The sequence below is a fragment of the Streptomyces sp. Ag109_O5-10 genome (assembly GCF_900105755.1).
Taxonomy (GTDB): domain Bacteria; phylum Actinomycetota; class Actinomycetes; order Streptomycetales; family Streptomycetaceae; genus Streptomyces.
This window is the reverse complement of the sequence record NZ_FNTQ01000001.1, coordinates 6208173-6225114: the sequence shown is the minus strand read 5'-3', so window position 1 is coordinate 6225114 and position 16942 is coordinate 6208173. Positions and strand designations below refer to the sequence as shown.

Annotated in this window: 15 protein-coding genes; 9 read left to right on the top strand and 6 right to left on the bottom strand. The window is 72.1% G+C overall.

Annotation, left to right across the window (positions count from 1 at the left end; translation table 11 throughout):
* Positions 1–7: 7 nt before the first annotated feature.
* A complete protein-coding gene (locus BLW82_RS28405) occupies positions 8–466 on the bottom strand; it encodes an HD domain-containing protein (protein ID WP_093503025.1) in 459 nt (152 codons plus the stop codon).
* 317 nt (positions 467–783) lie between these two features.
* Positions 784–1947, bottom strand: coding sequence for a PP2C family protein-serine/threonine phosphatase (locus tag BLW82_RS28400; protein WP_093503023.1), 1164 nt, complete (start codon positions 1945–1947; stop codon positions 784–786).
* A gap of 174 nt (positions 1948–2121) precedes the next feature.
* On the opposite strand from BLW82_RS28400, the gene BLW82_RS28395 reads away from it, so the two are divergent.
* On the top strand, positions 2122–3363 hold the full coding sequence (locus BLW82_RS28395; RefSeq protein ID WP_093503021.1) for a GNAT family N-acetyltransferase: 1242 nt from the start codon (positions 2122–2124) through the stop codon (positions 3361–3363).
* 5 nt (positions 3364–3368) lie between these two features.
* Here BLW82_RS28395 and BLW82_RS28390 read toward each other — a convergent pair whose 3' ends face one another.
* Positions 3369–4172 (bottom strand): Fpg/Nei family DNA glycosylase, encoded by an 804-nt coding sequence (locus BLW82_RS28390; RefSeq protein ID WP_093503019.1) that lies wholly within the window; start codon positions 4170–4172, stop codon positions 3369–3371.
* A 443-nt stretch (positions 4173–4615) separates the two neighbouring features.
* Positions 4616–5101, bottom strand: coding sequence for a ribose-5-phosphate isomerase (locus BLW82_RS28385; protein ID WP_093503017.1), 486 nt, complete (start codon positions 5099–5101; stop codon positions 4616–4618).
* Positions 5102–5306: 205 nt separating this feature from the next.
* Between BLW82_RS28385 and BLW82_RS28380 the strand changes: the two genes are divergently transcribed.
* The gene (locus BLW82_RS28380; protein ID WP_093503015.1) at positions 5307–6752 is read left to right on the top strand and encodes an amino acid permease; all 1446 of its coding nucleotides are present in this window, start codon (positions 5307–5309) and stop codon (positions 6750–6752) included.
* A 3-nt stretch (positions 6753–6755) separates the two neighbouring features.
* On the opposite strand, the gene BLW82_RS28375 is transcribed toward BLW82_RS28380, so the two are convergent.
* Positions 6756–8372, bottom strand: coding sequence for a serine/threonine protein kinase (locus tag BLW82_RS28375; protein WP_371131511.1), 1617 nt, complete (start codon positions 8370–8372; stop codon positions 6756–6758).
* Between the two features lie 288 nt (positions 8373–8660).
* Here BLW82_RS28375 and BLW82_RS28370 point away from each other — a divergent pair, with 288 nt between their 5' ends.
* Positions 8661–9392 carry an LPXTG cell wall anchor domain-containing protein gene (locus BLW82_RS28370; protein ID WP_093503013.1) on the top strand — a complete coding sequence of 244 codons (732 nt, stop codon included), beginning with the start codon at positions 8661–8663 and terminating at the stop codon, positions 9390–9392.
* A 65-nt stretch (positions 9393–9457) separates the two neighbouring features.
* Here the strand turns inward: BLW82_RS28370 and BLW82_RS28365 are convergent, their stop codons facing one another.
* Positions 9458–10042 (bottom strand): biotin transporter BioY, encoded by a 585-nt coding sequence (locus BLW82_RS28365; RefSeq protein WP_093503011.1) that lies wholly within the window; start codon positions 10040–10042, stop codon positions 9458–9460.
* A gap of 435 nt (positions 10043–10477) precedes the next feature.
* Between BLW82_RS28365 and BLW82_RS28360 the strand changes: the two genes are divergently transcribed.
* From BLW82_RS28360 to BLW82_RS28335, 6 genes are all read left to right on the top strand, one after another.
* On the top strand, positions 10478–11686 hold the full coding sequence (locus tag BLW82_RS28360; protein ID WP_093503009.1) for an ROK family protein: 1209 nt from the start codon (positions 10478–10480) through the stop codon (positions 11684–11686).
* Positions 11687–11881: 195 nt separating this feature from the next.
* Positions 11882–12949: an ABC transporter substrate-binding protein gene (locus BLW82_RS28355; RefSeq protein WP_093503007.1), complete on the top strand. Its 1068-nt coding sequence runs from the start codon at positions 11882–11884 to the stop codon at positions 12947–12949.
* The gene (locus BLW82_RS28350; RefSeq protein WP_093503005.1) at positions 12946–13791 is read left to right on the top strand and encodes an ABC transporter permease; all 846 of its coding nucleotides are present in this window, start codon (positions 12946–12948) and stop codon (positions 13789–13791) included. Before BLW82_RS28355 ends, BLW82_RS28350 begins: the two co-directional genes overlap by 4 nt.
* Positions 13767–14480, top strand: a complete 714-nt coding sequence (locus BLW82_RS28345) for an ABC transporter ATP-binding protein (RefSeq protein WP_093503003.1) — start codon at positions 13767–13769, stop codon at positions 14478–14480. Before BLW82_RS28350 ends, BLW82_RS28345 begins: the two co-directional genes overlap by 25 nt.
* Positions 14481–14592: 112 nt before the next feature.
* Positions 14593–15933 carry an LLM class flavin-dependent oxidoreductase gene (locus BLW82_RS28340; protein ID WP_093503001.1) on the top strand — a complete coding sequence of 447 codons (1341 nt, stop codon included), beginning with the start codon at positions 14593–14595 and terminating at the stop codon, positions 15931–15933.
* Positions 15934–15946: 13 nt separating this feature from the next.
* Positions 15947–16837: a TauD/TfdA dioxygenase family protein gene (locus tag BLW82_RS28335; protein WP_093502999.1), complete on the top strand. Its 891-nt coding sequence runs from the start codon at positions 15947–15949 to the stop codon at positions 16835–16837.
* The last annotated feature ends 105 nt before the right edge of the window (positions 16838–16942 follow it).

The window sequence follows — 16942 nt, the reverse complement described above, 5'->3', positions numbered from 1 at the left end:
CGCCGGGTCACGCCTGGGCGGGGAGGCCGAGGAGGGCGCGCATCCGGGCGTACTTCGCGGTCAGCCGGCGCCGGGTGGCCTCGTCCAGTACGGCGAGCCGGCCGGGGTCGGCGTTGTGCGCGAGGTCGGCCTCCTTGACGAGGAGGGCGCCGGGGGTGGCGAGGACGCGCCGGGCGTACGACTCCGGGGACTCGCCGGGCTGCTTGGTGAGGGCGCGCACGACCGCCTTAGTGCGGGGGCTGAGGGGGGCCGTGTCCAGCCACTCCTCGGTGAGGGCGTGATCCTCGACGGCGTCGTGCAGCCAGGCGGCGGCGATCTGGTCCGGGTCGCCACCGCGGGCGCGGACGCCGTCGGCCACGGCGGCGAGGTGCTCGGCGTAGGGCCGGCCGGCCTTGTCGGTCTGCGCCGCGTGGGCGTCTCGGGCGAGTCGCTCGACGTCGGCGAGGGAGAGCGGGGTCGGGGTCACGCCGCGAGTATCTCGTGACCGGGGGCGGGGCGTGTCACTCACCGGCGCTCGCACGGTCCCGCCGCGCCCACCCGTGCCGCCCCAGCGGCACGACTGCCCGCAGCCGGGCTCTCGTCTGCCGGGGCGTGGGGAACTGCGCGCGCGGCCCCGACGGGCCCGCGGCCGTGCCGGCGCCCCTACGGCCGTGGGCCGCACACGTGGCCGCCGCTGGACGAATGTGGCTGGGGTTGTGCCCCGTCAGGGGCGCGGGGAACTGCGCGATCAGCCCTCGCGCGCCCGCGCCCGCCTGCGGTCCGCGAGTCGCGGCCGGTGCGCGTTCAGCGCGCCGCCTCCCGGCAGATCAGCAGCAGCGCCCTGTCGTCGTTGACGTCCTTCGCGACCGCCTCGATGAGGTGCCAGGCGGCGCCGTGGAAGCCGCCGGCGACGTAGCGGTCGGCTTCTCCCGTGAGGCGGTCCATGCCCTCGACGATGTCGCGGTCGGCGGTCTCCACCAGGCCGTCCGTGAAGATCATGAGGACGTCGCCGGGGCGCAGGGAGCCCTTGACCGGGTCGAACTGGGCACCGTCGTACACGCCGAGGAGGGGGCCCTCGGCGGCCTTCTCCTCCCAGCGGCCGCTGCCGGCGCTGAGCTGGAGGCCGGGCGGGTGGCCCGCGGAGTACAGCTCGTAGTCGCCGGAGTCGAGGTCCAGGACCAGGTGTATGGAGGTCGCGAAGCCCTCGTCCCAGTCCTGGCGGAGCAGGTAGCCGTTGGCGGCGGGGAGGAAGGCGTGCGGCGGGAGCGAGCCGAGGAGGCCGCCGAAGGCGCCGGACAGGAGCAGGGCGCGGGACGCCGCGTCCATGCCCTTGCCGGAGACGTCGGTGAGGACGACCTCCATCGTGCGGCCGTTGTTCGTGCGGGCCGCCACCACGAAGTCGCCGGAGAAGGACTGCCCGCCGGCCGGCCGCAGGGCCATCTCGCGGTGCCAGCCCGGCGGCAGCTTCGGCAGCTTGCTCTGCACCCGGATGCGTTCGCGCAGGTCGAACAGCATGGTGCCGCCGCGCCGCCAGGGCACGCCGACCCGGCTGCGGAACTGCGCGGTGAGCAGACCGAAGAAACCGCAGGCCGCGACGGTCAGGACCACGCCCGGGGTGACCCGGGAGGGGCCCTCGGTGTAGGGGCCGAGCCGTATCGACTCCACGATCAGGGCGGTGGCGGCCGCCGCGTACAGGCCGAGCAGGCTCGCCGGGCGCAGCAGCAGGCCGCCCGCGACGATCGGGAGGACCAGCGTGGCCGGCGAGAACCAGACCGAGTTGGCGAGGGTCATGGCCGCGAGGACCGGGACGGTCAGGAACAGGCCGATCAGGGCGATCCAGTCGGATCCGTCGCCGCGGAAGTAGTCCACGGCGCTTCTGCGCACGCCGACGCGGACCCGGTGCCACTGCACTTTCCACCGGGCCGGGAGGGTGTCGGCCTTCGCGCGCCGCTCTCGGTCTACTGCCATTAGTTCGGGACCCTATCCATCGGACCAGCTGCTTGGCACGGGAGGTCCCACTTGTCCCCCGTCCGAGGCTCACCTTCGGGTGCGACTTCACAGTGAACTTCACCGGAAGCCCCCGCGTCGCCGTCCGGGAGAAATTCGCTGGCTCGTCCCGCAATGCCCTGGTAGTCATGGCGTATGGCGACCGAGCGTGCGACTGAATTGAGGGTGCTGCGTCCCGAGGAGTTCGACGGCTGGTGGGACCACCTGGTGCGGGCCTTCGGCGCCGGTCCGGCGCCGGCCGAGGAGCGCGACCTGGACCGGTCCCTCACCGAGTACGAGCGCTCGCTGGCCGTCTGGGACGGGTCGGAACTGGTCGGGACGGCGGGGGCGTTCCGGTTCCGGATGACCGTGCCGGGCGGTGCGGTGCTGCCCACCGCGGGGATCACCATGGTGAGCGTGGCCGCGACGCACCGGCGGCGCGGGGTGCTGACGTCGATGATGCGCCGCCAGCTCGACGACATCCGGGAGTGGGGCGAGCCGCTGGCCGCGCTGACCGCCTCCGAGCCGGCGATCTACGGCCGCTTCGGGTACGGCGCCGCGACCTTCCAGCTGCAGGCCGAGATCGACACCAGCCGGGTGACGCTGGACGCGCCGGCCGGGACCGGTGACGTGCGGCTGCGGTACGCCGATCCGGCCGAGGTGCTCGACGCGTGCGAGGCGGTCTACGCGGACCTGGTGCCGCTGCGGCCCGGGATGCTGGCCCGGCAGCCCGGCTGGGAGCGGGCGGGGCTGCTGGACCCGGAGAGCGAGCGGGGCGGGGCGTCGGCGCTGCAGTGCGTGGTCGCCGAGCGGCAGGGGAAGGTCACCGGGTACGCCCGGTTCCGTACGAAGATGGGCTGGTCGCAGAGCGGGCACGACGGCACGGTGACGCTGGAGGACCTGGCCGCGCTCGACCCGGCGAGCGACGCGGCGCTGTGGCGGTTCCTGTTCGGCATCGACCTGATGTCGAAGCTGACGGTGCGGGGACGGCCGGTCGACGACGCCTGGCAGTACCAGGTCTCCGACATCCGGCGCTGTCTGACGCGGGTGCGGGACATGGGCTACGTGCGTCTCGTCGACGTCGGTGCGGCGCTCGCGGGGCGGACCTACCAGGCGCCGGTGGACGTGGTGCTGGAGGTCGCGGACGCCTTCTGCCCCTGGAACGTGGGGCGTTGGCGGCTGACCGGGGACGCCAAGGGGGCGTCCTGCGAGCGTACGACGGACGCGGCCGAGCTGGCGCTGTCGGTACGGGAGTTGGGGGCGGCGTACCTCGGCGGCGTGTCCCTGCTGTCGCTGGCGCGGGCCGGGCGGGTGGGCGAACTGCGGCCGGGAGCGCTGGCGGAGGCGTCGGCGGCGTTCGGGTCACCGGCGCTGCCGTGGCTGCCGCACGGGTTCTAGCGCGCTCAGCGTTTCTGGCAGGTGGGGCACCAGAAGAGGTTGCGGGCGGCGAGTCCCGCGGTGCGGATCTCGGAGCCGCAGAGGTGGCAGGGCAGGGCGGCCCGGCGGTAGACGTACACCTCGCCGCCGTGGTCGTCCACGCGCGGCGGGCGGCCCATCGCCTCCGGGGTGTGCTCGGGCCGGACGGTGTCGATGCGGTTGTCGCGGACGCCCTCGTGCATGAGTCCGACGAGGTCGGCCCAGACGGCGTCCCACTCGGCGGGGGTGATGTCCCTGCCCGCGCGGTACGGGTCGATGCCGTGCCGGAACAGGACCTCGGCGCGGTAGACGTTCCCGACGCCGGCGATGACCTTCTGGTCCATCAGCAGGGCGGCGATCGTCGTACGGCTGCGGGAGATCCTGCGGTACGCCGCGTCCGGGTCGGCGTCGGCGCGGAGCGGGTCGGGGCCGAGGCGGGCGTGTACGGCGGTCTTCTCGGCGTCGCTGATCAGCGCGCAGGTGGTGGGGCCGCGCAGGTCGACGTAGGCGGTGGGGTTCGCCAGGCGCAGGCGGACGGTGTCGGTGGCCGGGGGCGCGGGGGCGTCGCCGAAGGTGACCTTGCCGAACAGGCCGAGGTGGATGTGGACCCAGTCGCTCTCGCGGAAGCCGAGGAAGAGGTGCTTGCCGTGGGCCTCGGTGCGGGTGAGGGGGGCGCCGTCGATCAGCTCCGCGGCGTCGGAGAACTTGCCCTGCGGGCTGCTCGCCCTCACGGGCCCGGTGAGCCGCCGGTAGTCCAGCGCGAGCCGATGAATCGTGTGCCCCTCTGGCACTGACGTGATTCCTTTCCCACCCACCCACCCGACTCGGTCAGTGGAGAGGTGAACGTCGAAGGACCGGAAGACCCCGGCCCGGACCGCGGCGCCCCGCAGGAGGCACGGAACTGTGTCGACCGCAACGACCACAGCACCCCGCAAGACAGGACCGTGTCGACCGCAACGACCACAGCACCCCGCAAGACACAGGACCGTGCCGACCGCAACGACCACAGCACCCCGCAAGACACAGGACCGTGCCGACCGCAACGACCACAGCACCCCGCAAGACAGGACCGTGTCGGCCGCGCCGGCCCCAGCGCCGCGCAAGCCACAGGACTGTGTCGGCGCGCCGGCTGCGGCGCCCCGTGAGGGGCGCGGGGAACTGCGCGATCAGCCCCCCGCGGGCCCGCGGCCGGGCGACAGCCGGGTGGCGCCCTGCCTCGCCTCTCGGGCGAACGCTACGGCTGGGGGTGGTGCGCCGGGATGGGCGGGAGGTCGCCCGTCGTCTCGTACGCGGACAGCATCTCGATGCGGCGGATGTGGCGCTCGCCCTCGGAGAACGGCGTGTTCAGGAAGGTCTCGACGAACTTGGTCGCCTCGTCCTGCGTGTGCATGCGCGCACCCACCGCGACGACGTTCGCGTTGTTGTGCTGCCGGCCGAGCGACGCGGTCTCCTCGCTCCAGGCGAGCGCCGCCCGCACCCCCTTCACCTTGTTCGCGGCGATCTGCTCACCGTTGCCGGAGCCGCCGATCACGATGCCGAGGGAGGCGGGGTCGGCGGCCGTCCGCTCGGCCGCGCGGAGGCAGAAGGGCGGGTAGTCGTCGTCGGCGTCGTAGATGTGGGGGCCGCAGTCCACGGGGTCGTGGCCCGCCGCCTTCAGCCACTCGACGAGGTGGTTCTTGAGTTCGAAGCCCGCATGGTCGGAGCCGAGATACACGCGCATGGGACGAGTGTGACACGGGCGTGAACGCCCGGCAGGGCCGGGGCCGGGCCATGGAAATGGTGAGTGGAACTACAGAACCTCAGGAAAACCTCAAGTAACGATCTGGATTCAAAGGTTCAGGAATCAGTCCACCTCCGTTTCACTGGACCGACTCGTACGCCGCTCGTGCGAGAGCCTGCTCACCCGGCACAAAGGAATTCCCCCCATGACTGGTAACGGCCCCCACGACGGTCCCCGGGACGGTCTCCACGCAGGACTGAAGAACCGGCATCTGTCGATGATCGCCATCGGCGGTGTCATCGGCGCCGGCCTCTTCGTCGGCTCCAGTACCGGCATCGCCACCGCAGGCCCCGGCATCCTGCTCTCGTACGCGCTCGTCGGCACGCTCGTGGTGCTGGTGATGCGGATGCTCGGCGAGATGTCCGCCGCCAACCCCACCTCCGGATCGTTCTCCGCGCACGCGGACCGCGCGCTCGGCCGCTGGGCCGGGTTCTCCATCGGCTGGCTGTACTGGTTCTTCTGGGTGGTGGTGCTGGCGGTCGAGGCGACCGCCGGTGCCACGATCCTGGCAGGCTGGATCCCGGCCGTACCGCAGTGGGGCTGGGCACTCATCGTGATGGCGGTGCTCACCGTCACCAACCTGGTCTCCGTCGGCTCCTACGGCGAGTTCGAGTTCTGGTTCGCCGGCATCAAGGTCGTCGCGATCAGCGCGTTCATCGTCGTCGGCCTGCTCGCGGTGCTGGGCGTGCTGCCCGGCGCGGACACCGACAGGGCGAGCTTCTCCAACCTCACCGGCCACGGCGGTTTCCTGCCGCACGGGCCCGGCGCCATCCTCACCGGCGTGCTGCTCGTCGTCTTCTCCTTCATGGGCAGCGAGATCGCCACCCTGGCCGCCGGCGAGTCGGAGGACCCGCAGCGCGCGGTCACCAAGTCCACGAACAGCATCATCTGGCGGATCGGCGTCTTCTACCTCGGCTCGATCCTCATCGTCGTCTCGCTGCTGCCGTGGAACGACCCGGCCATCAAGGAGAAGGGCTCCTACGTCGCCGCCCTCGACTCCCTCGGCATCGCGCACGCCGGCCAGATCATGAACTTCATCGTGCTGACGTCCGTGCTGTCCTGTCTCAACTCCGGCCTGTACACGGCCTCCCGGATGGCCTTCTCGCTCGGGCAGCGGGGCGACGCGCCGAAGGCGTTCGCGCGGACCACCGCCCGCGGGGTGCCGATGGCCGCGATCGTCGCGTCCGTGCTGTTCGGGTTCGTCGCCGTCTTCTTCAACTACAAGTTCCCGGACTCCGTCTTCCTCTTCCTCGTCAACTCCAGCGGCGCGGTCGCCCTGTTCGTCTGGCTCGTCATCTGCTTCTCGCAGCTGCGCATGCGGAAGATCATCCAGGCCGAGGCGCCGGAGAAGCTCGTCGTGAAGATGTGGCTGTACCCGTACCTGACCTGGGCGACGGCCGGTCTGATCGTGTTCGTCCTCGGCTACATGCTGACCGACACGGAGGGCGAGAGCAGCGGCCGTACCACCGTGCTGCTCTCGCTGCTGGTCGCGGCGGCGGTGGTCGCCGTCGCGGTGGTGAAACAGAAGGTGACCGGCGGCCGGGCGAAGGAGGCGGTCACCGAGCCCGCCGACCAGGTGTCCGTCGGCTGATCCTCACAGCACGGTGAAGCTCTCTTTCACCTTCTCGTAGGTCCGTACGGCCTGGGCTTCGACCGCCGGCTGGTACCAGGTGTTGACCTGGTACGACTTGCCGCCGGCGTCGAAGCCCAGCAGCCGTGCGTGCCAGGGGGTGCCCCTGAGGGTGAAGGTGTACTCCCAGACCACGGCCGGGTGGCCGCGGAAGGTCGTCCCGGCCAGCCGGATCTTGGTGTAGTCCTGGCCCTGGTGGGCGCTCTGCTCGGAGGCGCGCCAGCTGTCCATGAGGTTGCCGCGGGCGAGTGAGGACTTGGCGACGAGTTCCTGGCTGCCGTCGGGTGAGGTGCAGTGGACCTCGGCGCCCGTCTTCACGTCCCGGCGCCAGCCGGGGGGCGGCGCCCAGGCGAAGCCGCCGGCCTCCTCGTGGGTGCCGGGCGGGAGGGAGCGGGGGCGCGCGGTGCCCGCCACGGTGGCCGACGGGTCGGTTGTGACCGAGGGGGTTGAAGAGGTCCCGGTCGCTGTGTCCTTGTCGCCGCCGCGTGTCGTGGTGGTCAGGAGGATGACGAGGGCGGTGGCTACTGCGGTGGTTCCCAGTACGGCCAGGAGAGCTGTGCGTTTGGGGGCTTTGCGCCGGTGGGTCGCCGCGGGCTCGTTGTGGCTGGTCGCGCCGTTCCCCGCGCCCCTGACGGGGCGCTGCGGTTCGGGGCGTTCAAGCGTGGGGCCCGTGGGGTTGCCCGGGGAGTTGCCCGCCGGGGTCTCCGAGCGGACCTCCGTGCGCGGTTCCGAGGCTGCCTCCGTCGATGTGCTCACCGCCGGCCGCGAGCGTTCGTCCTCCGGGGACGGAACGCGCATCACGTACGTCGGCGTCGGGCGTTCCGCGGGCGCCGGGTGGGCCACCGGTTTCAGTACCCGTTCCACGTCCTCCAGGCCGGGGCGTGCGGTCGGGTCCTTGGCCAGCAGTGCTGCCAGCAGGCCGTGCAGCGGGCCTGCCGTGGCGGGGAGTTCGGGTTCCTCGTAGAGGACGGCGTGCAGGGTGGCCAGGGTGGTGTCGCGGGAGAAGGGGGAGCGGCCGCCGAGGGCCGCGCACAGGGTCGCGCCGAGCGCCCAGAGGTCGGAGGGCGGGCCCTGCGGGCGGCCCGAGACGCGCTCGGGTGCCATGTAGTCGGGGGAGCCGACGAGCATGCCGACCATGGTCAGCGCCTTGGCGTCCTGGATCGCGGCGATGCCGAAGTCGGTGAGGACGACCCGGCCCGCGGTGCTCTCGACGAGGACGTTGCCGGGTTTGATGTCGCGGTGCAGCACTCCCCCGGCGTGCACCTGGCGCAGCGCCGCGACCAGGCCGAGGCCGATCCGGGCGGCCGCGCGCGGGCTGAGCGGCCCCTCCTCGGCCATGATCCACTCCAGGGAGCGGCCGTTGACCAGCTCCATGACGATCCACAGGCGTTCGCCCTCGTCGACGACGTCGTAGACCCGCACCACGTTGGGGTGGTCGATCCGGGCGGTGGCCCTGGCCTCGCGCAGGGTCCGTTCGCGGCGGGTACGGGTGTCCTCGGCGTCGAGGCCGTCGATCCGCATCTCCTTGACGGCGACCTGCCGGTCGAGCGTCTCGTCGGCGGCCCGCCACACCCGCCCCATGCCGCCCTGCCCGATACTCTCGGCCAGCCGGTAGCGGCCGGTCACCAGCAGCCCGGGCACACCGCCCGGCCCCGCGTTCTCCGGATTCCCCGGGCTCCCCGCACCCACTGAATTCCCTGAATTCTCTGAATTCCCCGGCAATTCGCTGCACCCCCTCAACGACCGCCCCTGCCGACACGCAATGGTCACACTTACGGCCGTACCAGCATAGTGCGGAGAAATCTTGTGGTACCTCTTCAAGTGACCGCGAATTCAGGCGCGGTCCAGGGGGTTGCAAGGGGGACGGACATGAGTTCTCGTCGTACGCTCCGGCGGCTGACCGTGGTCACGGGATCGCTGGTCACGGCATCTTTCTCGGCCGTGCTGATCCTGCCGTGCACGGCCGTCGCCGACGACCAGGGGCCGGGGAGCGGCAAGGGGGGAAAGGCGGTCGATCAGGCACCGGACGGGGTGCGGCTGACGACCACACTGCCCGAGCGGATCTCGGTCGACAACAGTTCGCAGAAAACGGCGATTACCGCCACCGTGAAGAACGAAGGGACCAAGGAAAGCGACAGTATCCGGCTTTTGGTGGTCGGTTTCGACGGGCTGAAGGTCACCGGGGTGCAGGGGTGCGACGCCGTCGCCGCGAAGGACCTGCCGGCCGGTTCGAACAGCGCCTTCAGCTGTCCGGTGGGCGCGCTGGGCGCCGGCAGGTCGAAGTCGTACGCGGTCGACGCGACGTTCGACCTCGGCAGGACCGGGAAGATCTGCCTGCCCGTGCAGAGCACGGACGGGAAGAAGACGTTCTGGCAGCAGGGCCCGGTGCCGTTCGGTACGACGAACCCGTCGCCGAACGCCCCGGCCACCCCGCTGCTGCTCGGCACCGACAACAAGCCGGTGGGGCCGAGCGGCGACCAGCTGCCGAAGACCGGCGCCGGGAGTGACGCGCTGCCCCTCGGCGCGGCCGGCGCGGCGCTGATCGCGGCCGGGGCGGCGGGGGTGTGGTGGTCGCAGCGGCGGCCGCGGCAGAAGTCGTAACGGGCCGTACGACAGCGGGGCCCGGGGTGCCGAAGCATCCCGGGCCCCGCCGCGGTGGTGCGGGGTCAGCGCTTGCCGACGAGCTTCCAGGCCGCGGGGACCGCGCCCATCGCCAGGGCCGCCTTCACCGCGTCGCCGATCAGGAACGGGGTGAGGCCGGCCGCGATCGCCGCGGACGCGGACATGTCCGCGGCGTAGGCCAGGTACGGCACGCCGACCGCGTAGATGAGCGCCTCGCCGACGAGCATCGTGCCCGCCATGCGCAGGACGCCGCGGTCGGCGCCGCGCCGGGCCAGGGCGCCGACGACGGCGGAGGCGAGCATCATGCCGACGATGTAGCCGAAGGAGACCGAGACACCGGAGGTGCCGCTCGCGAACCACGGCACGCCCGCGAGGCCGGCCAGCGCGTACAGGGTGAGGGAGAGCAGGCCGCGGCGGGCACCGAGGGCGGTGCCGACGAGCAGGGCGGCGAAGGTCTGGCCGGTCACCGGGACCGGGGAGCCGGGCACCGGGACCGCGATCTGGGCGGCGAGGCCGGTGAGCGCGGCGCCGCCGGCCACGAGGGCCACGTCGCGTACCCGGGACGCGGGCAGGAGGTCGGCGAGGACGGTGCCGGTGCGGGTCGACGCGGCGGCGGTGGCGGTGCTCATGGGGACTCCGCGGGGTGGGGGCAGGCAAGGGACTCTGTGACGCTATCCCGGCCGGTCTGAGCCGGACACGTCAGCGGTCGACAAAGGCCGGAAGCGGCACTTGGTGGGCTCCCCACAAAGGGTGCGGGTTACACGCGGTACGGGGTGACGCCGATCACTGAGGCAGGGATGTTTCAGTCACGTCAACGGCATTGAACAGGCCTGTGGAGTTCCGCCAATCGAATCCCATCGGTCTGGTGGGATTCAAGGTTTCTGGCCTACGCTTCCGGACATGGTCGCCCAGTCCCGGAACTTCACGTCGCGTCGCTATGTCGACCTGCGGCGTCAGGGGGCTGCCACCTGTCGCCGTACGCCCTGAGGCCGCGCGGCGGGAGACCGGTCCGGCGCGCCTCGCTCCGAGAGACGTGTCGGCCCCGTTCCCGAGGACGGTTTCCCATGCCCCGTACCGCGGCACCCCCGCTCACCTCCGCGCCCCGTGACCGGCGACGGACCAGCGCCAGCGTGGTCCTCCGCTCGGTGCTCGAGCACGGGCCGGTCGCCCGCTCCACCATCGCCCGGCTGACCGGGCTGTCCCCGGCCTCCGTCACCGACTACTGCGCCCGGTTCACCGAACTCGGCCTGATCCGCGAGACCGAGGCGCCGCAGCGGGTCAAGGGCGTGGGCCGGCCGCACGTCCCGGTCGACGTGGACGACTCGCGGTTCGTGGTCGGCGGGGTGCACGTGGCCGTCCGGTACACCACGGTCGCGCTGCTCGACCTGCGCGGGCGGGTCGTCGTACGGCGGGAGTTGAAGCACCGTTCCACCGACCCCCGCGAGGTGCTGGCGCGGGCCGCCGCGGGGCTCGCCGCGCTGCTCGGCGAGGTGCCCGGCAGCCGGCCGCTGGGCGTCGGGGTCGCCGTCGGCGGCTGGGTGGACCGGGACACCGGGACCGTCGTCGAGCATCCCCTGCTCGGCTGGCGCGAGGTACCGGTGCGCGAGCTGCTCGGCGCGCACACCGGGCTGCCGGTCCATGTGGACGGCCACGCACGCGCGTTGGTCAACGGGGAGCGGCTCTTCGGGCGGGCCCGGGGCAGCCGGAGCGTGCTGCACCTGTTCGTCGGCAACGTGGTCGACGCGGCCTTCGCCACCGGTGACGAGGTGCACCACGGCCCGCGCTCCCAGGCCGGCATGATCGGCCACCTCCCGGTGCCGGGCGGCACCGAGCCCTGCGGCTGCGGTCGCACCGGCTGCCTCCAGGTGGAGCTCAGCGAACGCACCCTGGTGCGGCGGGCGCGGGCCGCCGGGGTGGTGGACGGCGCCAATCCGATGGACGTCCTCGCGGCGGCGGAGGCCGGCGATCCGGCGGCCGCACGGCTGCTGGTGGAGCGGGCGCGGCTGACCGGGCGGGCGGTGGCGCTGCTGCTCGACGTCCTCAACCCGGAGAGCGTGGTCGTCACCGAGGTCGGGGTGCTGTACCGGGAGGACTGTCTCGCCGCGCTGCGGGAGGTGGTGGGCGCGGAGCGGGCGGCCGTGGTCGCGCCGACCAGTTTCCGCGAGTCGGTACTGGCGGTGGCGGGTGGTTCGGTGGTCCTCGACGTGCTGTACCGGGACCCGCTGAGCGCCTCGCACGCCTCGGCTCCGGCTCTGTCACCAGAGCTTATTTAATTCAGAAACTCGGAATGTTGACAGCCGTCGTACACGGCAAGGAACATCCATCTCATGACCTGTCGCACCCTCTGTTGCTGACGTCTTGACGCGCCCCAGGCGCGCATTTCCCTCTGCGTGAGATCTCTCTTTCCGGCCCTCCGTCGCCGGGAATTCGCCCTGCCTTTCTGCCGCTTTTCTCCCCGGAGCACTCCCATGCCTTCTGCGTCCTCCCCCGGCATCGACCGCCGGCTCTTCCTCACCTCACTGCTCGGCGCCTCGGCGGCCGTGGCCGGGCTGAGCGGCTGCGCGGGCGGCAGTGCGGCCGCCGACACCGCGGGCGCCTCGACCGCGCCGCTGGCCGACAAGGTCCCGGCCGGCACCAGCCTGAAGATCGCCTCCTACCAGGGCGTGCAGCAGCTGGAGTTCAAGCTGGCGAAGCTGCCCGCGCTGCCGTTCACGGTGTCCAGCTGGGTGAACATCGGCGCCGGTCCCGATGTCATCAACGCGTTCCGTGCCAAGTCCCTGGACGTCGCCAACAACGCGGGAATTCCGCCGATCCAGGCACAGTTCCAGGGTTTCGCCGCAAAAATCGTGGCGATCGAGCTGACCCGCAAGCCGAACTACCTGTTCGCCACCAAGCCCGGCAGCGGCATACGCACGGTCGCCGAATTCAAGGGGAAGAAACTCGCCTTCTCGCAGGGGCAGGCGCAGGGTGTCGTACTGCTGCGGGCGCTGAAGAAGGCCGGGCTCGCCTACGACGACGTGAAGCTGGTCCCGCTGACCAGCAACCAGTTCCTCACCGCCCTGCAGTCCGGCCAGGTGGACGTGGCCCCGCTGGCCAACTCCCAGGCGCCCGCCTACCTCCAGCAGTACGGCCCGAAGGGCGCGCACACCATCGCCACCGACGTCGTGGACCTGCTCAACCTGCTGTGGGCGCCGCAGTCGGTGCTGAACGACAAGGCCAAGGCGGCCGCGGTCGCCGCGTACATCCCGCAGTGGGCCAAGGGCCTGGTCTGGCAGTGGGAGAACCCGGACACCTGGGACGAGGAGTTCTACGTGAAGACGCAGAACCTGACCCTCGCGCAGGCCCAGGGCATCACCAGGCTCGCCAACAAGCCGCTGTTCCCGCCGAGCTGGGACGAGGCGATCAAGTGGGAGCAGGAGACCGCGGACCTGCTCGCGGAGGGCGGGTTCGTGAAGAGGACCGACGTCTCCGGCCTCTTCGACCACCGCTTCGAGTCCATCGCCGCCAAGGCCGTACCGGCGGAGTACCGGAAATGACCGCCGTGACCACCGGCACCGTGCCGGTTCCCGTCGCGGAGGAGGAGGTCCGCCAGGTCCGGCCGCGCCGCCGGCTCTCCCCCGGCCGTCGGCTGCCCGCCGCCCGGCTGGCCGGGCCGCTCGTCGTCCTCGCCGCCTGGGCGATCGCCTCCGCCGCCGGGCGGCTCGATCCCGGCGCGATCCCCGCGCCCTGGACCGTCCTGGACACCGCCGTCCACCTGTGGACCGCCGGGACGCTGCGCACCGACATCCTGACCTCCGTGGAGCGGGCCGGGTACGGCTTCGCGATCGGCCTGACCGCCGGGGTGCTGCTGGCCCTGGCCTCCGGGCTCACCCGCACCGGCGAGGCGCTGATCGACGGGACCGTGCAGATCAACCGGGCGATCCCCACCCTCGGCCTGATCCCGCTGTTCATCCTCTGGCTGGGCATCGGCGAGACCTTCAAGATCGCCATCATCGCGATCGTCGTCTACATCCCGGTCTACCTGAACACGCATGCCGCGCTCTCCGCCATCGACAGCCGGTACGTCGAACTCGCCGAGGTGCTGGACCTGTCGAGGTTCCGGTTCATCCGGGAGGTGGTGATCCCCGGCGCGCTGCCCGGATTCTTCGTGGGGCTCCGGCTGGGCGTCACCGGATCCTGGCTCGGCCTGGTCGTCCTGGAGCAGATCAACGCCACCAGCGGCCTCGGCTACATGATGTTCCAGGCCCAGAACTACGGGCGCAGCGACATCATCCTCGTCGGCCTGCTGATCTACGGCGTCTTCGGCCTCGTCTCGGACTCCGTGGTCCGGCTGATCGAACGGAGGGTGCTGTCATGGCGCCGCACACTGAGCAGCTGACCCGCCCCGCCGTCCGGATCCGGGGCCTGACCCGGTCGTTCGGGGAGCGCACGGTCCTCGACTCCGTCGACCTCGACCTGCCGGCCGGGCAGTTCACCGCGCTGCTCGGGCACAGCGGCTCCGGCAAGAGCACCCTGCTGCGGGCCGTCGCGGGACTCGACCACGGGGTCTCCGGCAGCGGGGAGCTCAGCGCGCCGGAACGGGTGTCGGTGGTCTTCCAGGACTCCCGGCTGCTGCCCTGGCGCCGGGTGCTGGACAACGTGGTCCTCGGCCTGGACGGCAGGGACGCCCACGACAAGGGCCGGTCGGCGCTGACCGAGGTCGGCCTCGCGGGCCGCGAACGGGCCTGGCCGGGCGAGCTGTCCGGCGGCGAGGCACAGCGGGCCGCGCTCGCCCGCTCCCTGGTCCGCGAACCCGAACTGCTCCTCGCCGACGAGCCGTTCGGCGCCCTGGACGCGCTCACCCGGATCAGGATGCACCACCTGCTGCGCGAGCTGTGGAAACGGCACCGCCCGTCCGTCCTGCTGGTCACCCACGACGTCGACGAGGCGATCGTCCTCGCCGAGCGGATCCTCGTCCTGGACCGGGGCCGGATCGGCCTCGACCTGACCGTGGACCATGACCGGCCGCACGGCGAGTACCGGGGCCGGCTGCTGGCGGCGCTGGGCGTCACGGAGGACGCCGCGTGACCGTCGGCCGCGGTGGCCGCCCCGTGGGCTGCCGCCCCCGGACCCCCGCTTCGGCCTCCGGCCTTGTCCTCGACCGCCGGACGGGCTCACACAACCCCGTAAAGGACCCCGTATGACCCGCCAGCTCCATCTCAACGCCTTCCTGATGAACACCGGTCACCACGAGGCCTCCTGGCGCCTCCCGGAGAGCGATCCGTACGCGCACGTCGACCTCGGGCACTACGTCGGGCTCGCCCGGACCGCCGAGCGCGGCACCTTCGACTCGCTCTTCCTCGCGGACGGCCCGCACCTGTGGGGGAGCGTCGCGCAGCGGCCCGCCGGAGCGCTGGAGCCGCTCACCCTGCTCACCGCGCTGGCCACCGCCACCGAGCACATCGGGCTGATCGCCACCGCCTCCACCTCCTACAACTCGCCCTACAACCTGGCCCGCAGGTTCGCCTCGCTGGACATCGTCAGCGGCGGCCGGGCCGGCTGGAACATCGTCACCACGGCGGGCGCGGACGCGGCCCGCAACTTCGGCATCGACGAGGAGCCCGCGCACGCCGAGCGGTACGCGCGGGCCGCCGAGTTCCTCGACGTGGCCCTGAAGCTCTGGGACAGCTGGGAGGACGACGCGATCGTCGCCGACAAGGCGGCCGGAGTCTGGGGCGACGACGCGAAGATCCATCCGCCCCGGCACCGGGGCACGTACCTCAGTGTCGAGGGCGCCCTCAACGTGCCCCGCAGCCCGCAGGGTTACCCGCTGCTGGTGCAGGCCGGGTCGAGCGAGGACGGCAGGGCGTTCGCGGCCCGGTACGCGGAGGCCGTGTTCACCGCGCAGCAGACCCTCGAGGAGGCGCGGGCGTTCTACGCCGACCTCAAGGCACGTACGGCCGCGGCGGGCCGCGACCCGGACCACATCAAGGTGCTGCCCGGCATCGTCCCCGTCATCGGCTCGACCGAGGCCGAGGCGCGGGCGCACGAGCAGGTCCTGGAGGACCACATCGTGCACCGGCACGGGGTCGCCAACCTGGAACGACTGCTCCATGTCCCGGCCGGCACCCTGGAGCTGGACGCCGAACTCCCCGCCGAACTGCCGCCCGAGGACGCCATCGAGGGCGCCAAGAGCCGTTACACCCTGGTGGTCGGGCTCGCCCGCCGGGAGCGGCTCACCGTGCGGCAGCTGATCGGCCGGCTCGGCGGCGGCCGCGGCCACCTGACCTTCGCCGGAACGCCCGAGCAGGTCGCCGACGCGATCGAGACCTGGTTCACCCGGGGCGCCGCCGACGGCTTCAACATCATGCCGCCGGTGCTCCCCTCCGGCCTGGAGACCTTCGTCGACCACGTCGTCCCGATCCTGCGCGCCCGCGGGCTGCTGCGCGGCGAGTACGGCCCGCGCCGGACCCTGCGGGAGCGCTACGGCCTGCCGCGCCCCGCCAACCAGTACGTCACTCCCGCACTCGCCACCCTCTGAAAGGACTCCCCGCATGTCCATCGAGATCCGCAAGGTCACCGCGAACATCGGCGCCCAGGTCCTGGGCGTGGACATCACCAAGCCGCTCGACGAGGAGCAGGTCGCCGCGGTCCGCGAGGCCCTGAACGTGCACAAGGCCCTGGTCTTCGACGACGTCCGTCTCGACGACGAGGGCCAGGAGGCCTTCGCCCGGCACTTCGGCGACCTCACCACCGCCCACCCGACGGTGCCCGCCGTCGACGGCGCCCCGAACGTGCTGCCCGTCGACAGCGAGCGCGGCCGGGCCAACCACTGGCACACCGACGTGACGTTCGTCCTGAACCCGCCCCAGGCCAGCACCCTGCGCTCGCTCACGGTCCCGCCGTACGGGGGCGAGACCCTGATCACCAGTTCGGCCGCCGCCTACCGCCAGCTCCCGGAGCCGCTGCGGGCGCTGGCCGACACGCTGTGGGCGGAGCACACCAACGACTACGACTACGCCGTGCCGGACGAGGAGATCGACGAGGAGAAGGCCGCGCAGCGTGCTCAGTTCACGTCGGTCAAGTTCCGCACGGTCCACCCGGTCGTCCGGGTTCACCCGCTGACCGGTGAGCGCGGCCTGTTCATCGGGGGGTTCGCGCAGCGGATCGCCGGCCTGTCGAAGGACGAGTCGCGCCGGATCCTCGACCTGCTCCAGGCGTACGTCACCCGCCCCGAGAACATCCTGCGCCACCGCTGGTCCCCGAACCAGCTGGTCCTGTTCGACAACCGGATCACCCAGCACTACGCCGTCGACAACTACGACGGTCTGCCGCGCCGCCTCAACCGCGTCACCGTCGCCGGTGACGTCCCGGTCGGCATCGAGGGCAAGGAGAGCTACTCGATCGAGGGCGACGCCTCGCACTACACGTCCGTGGCCGCGTGACCATGGCGCGTTGACGGCGCGTCCGCTTCCGCGAGGCCCTCACGTGACGACACGTGAGGGCCTCGCTTCTTGCCCCCGTCCGGCTTCTTGTTGCTAACGTGTAGT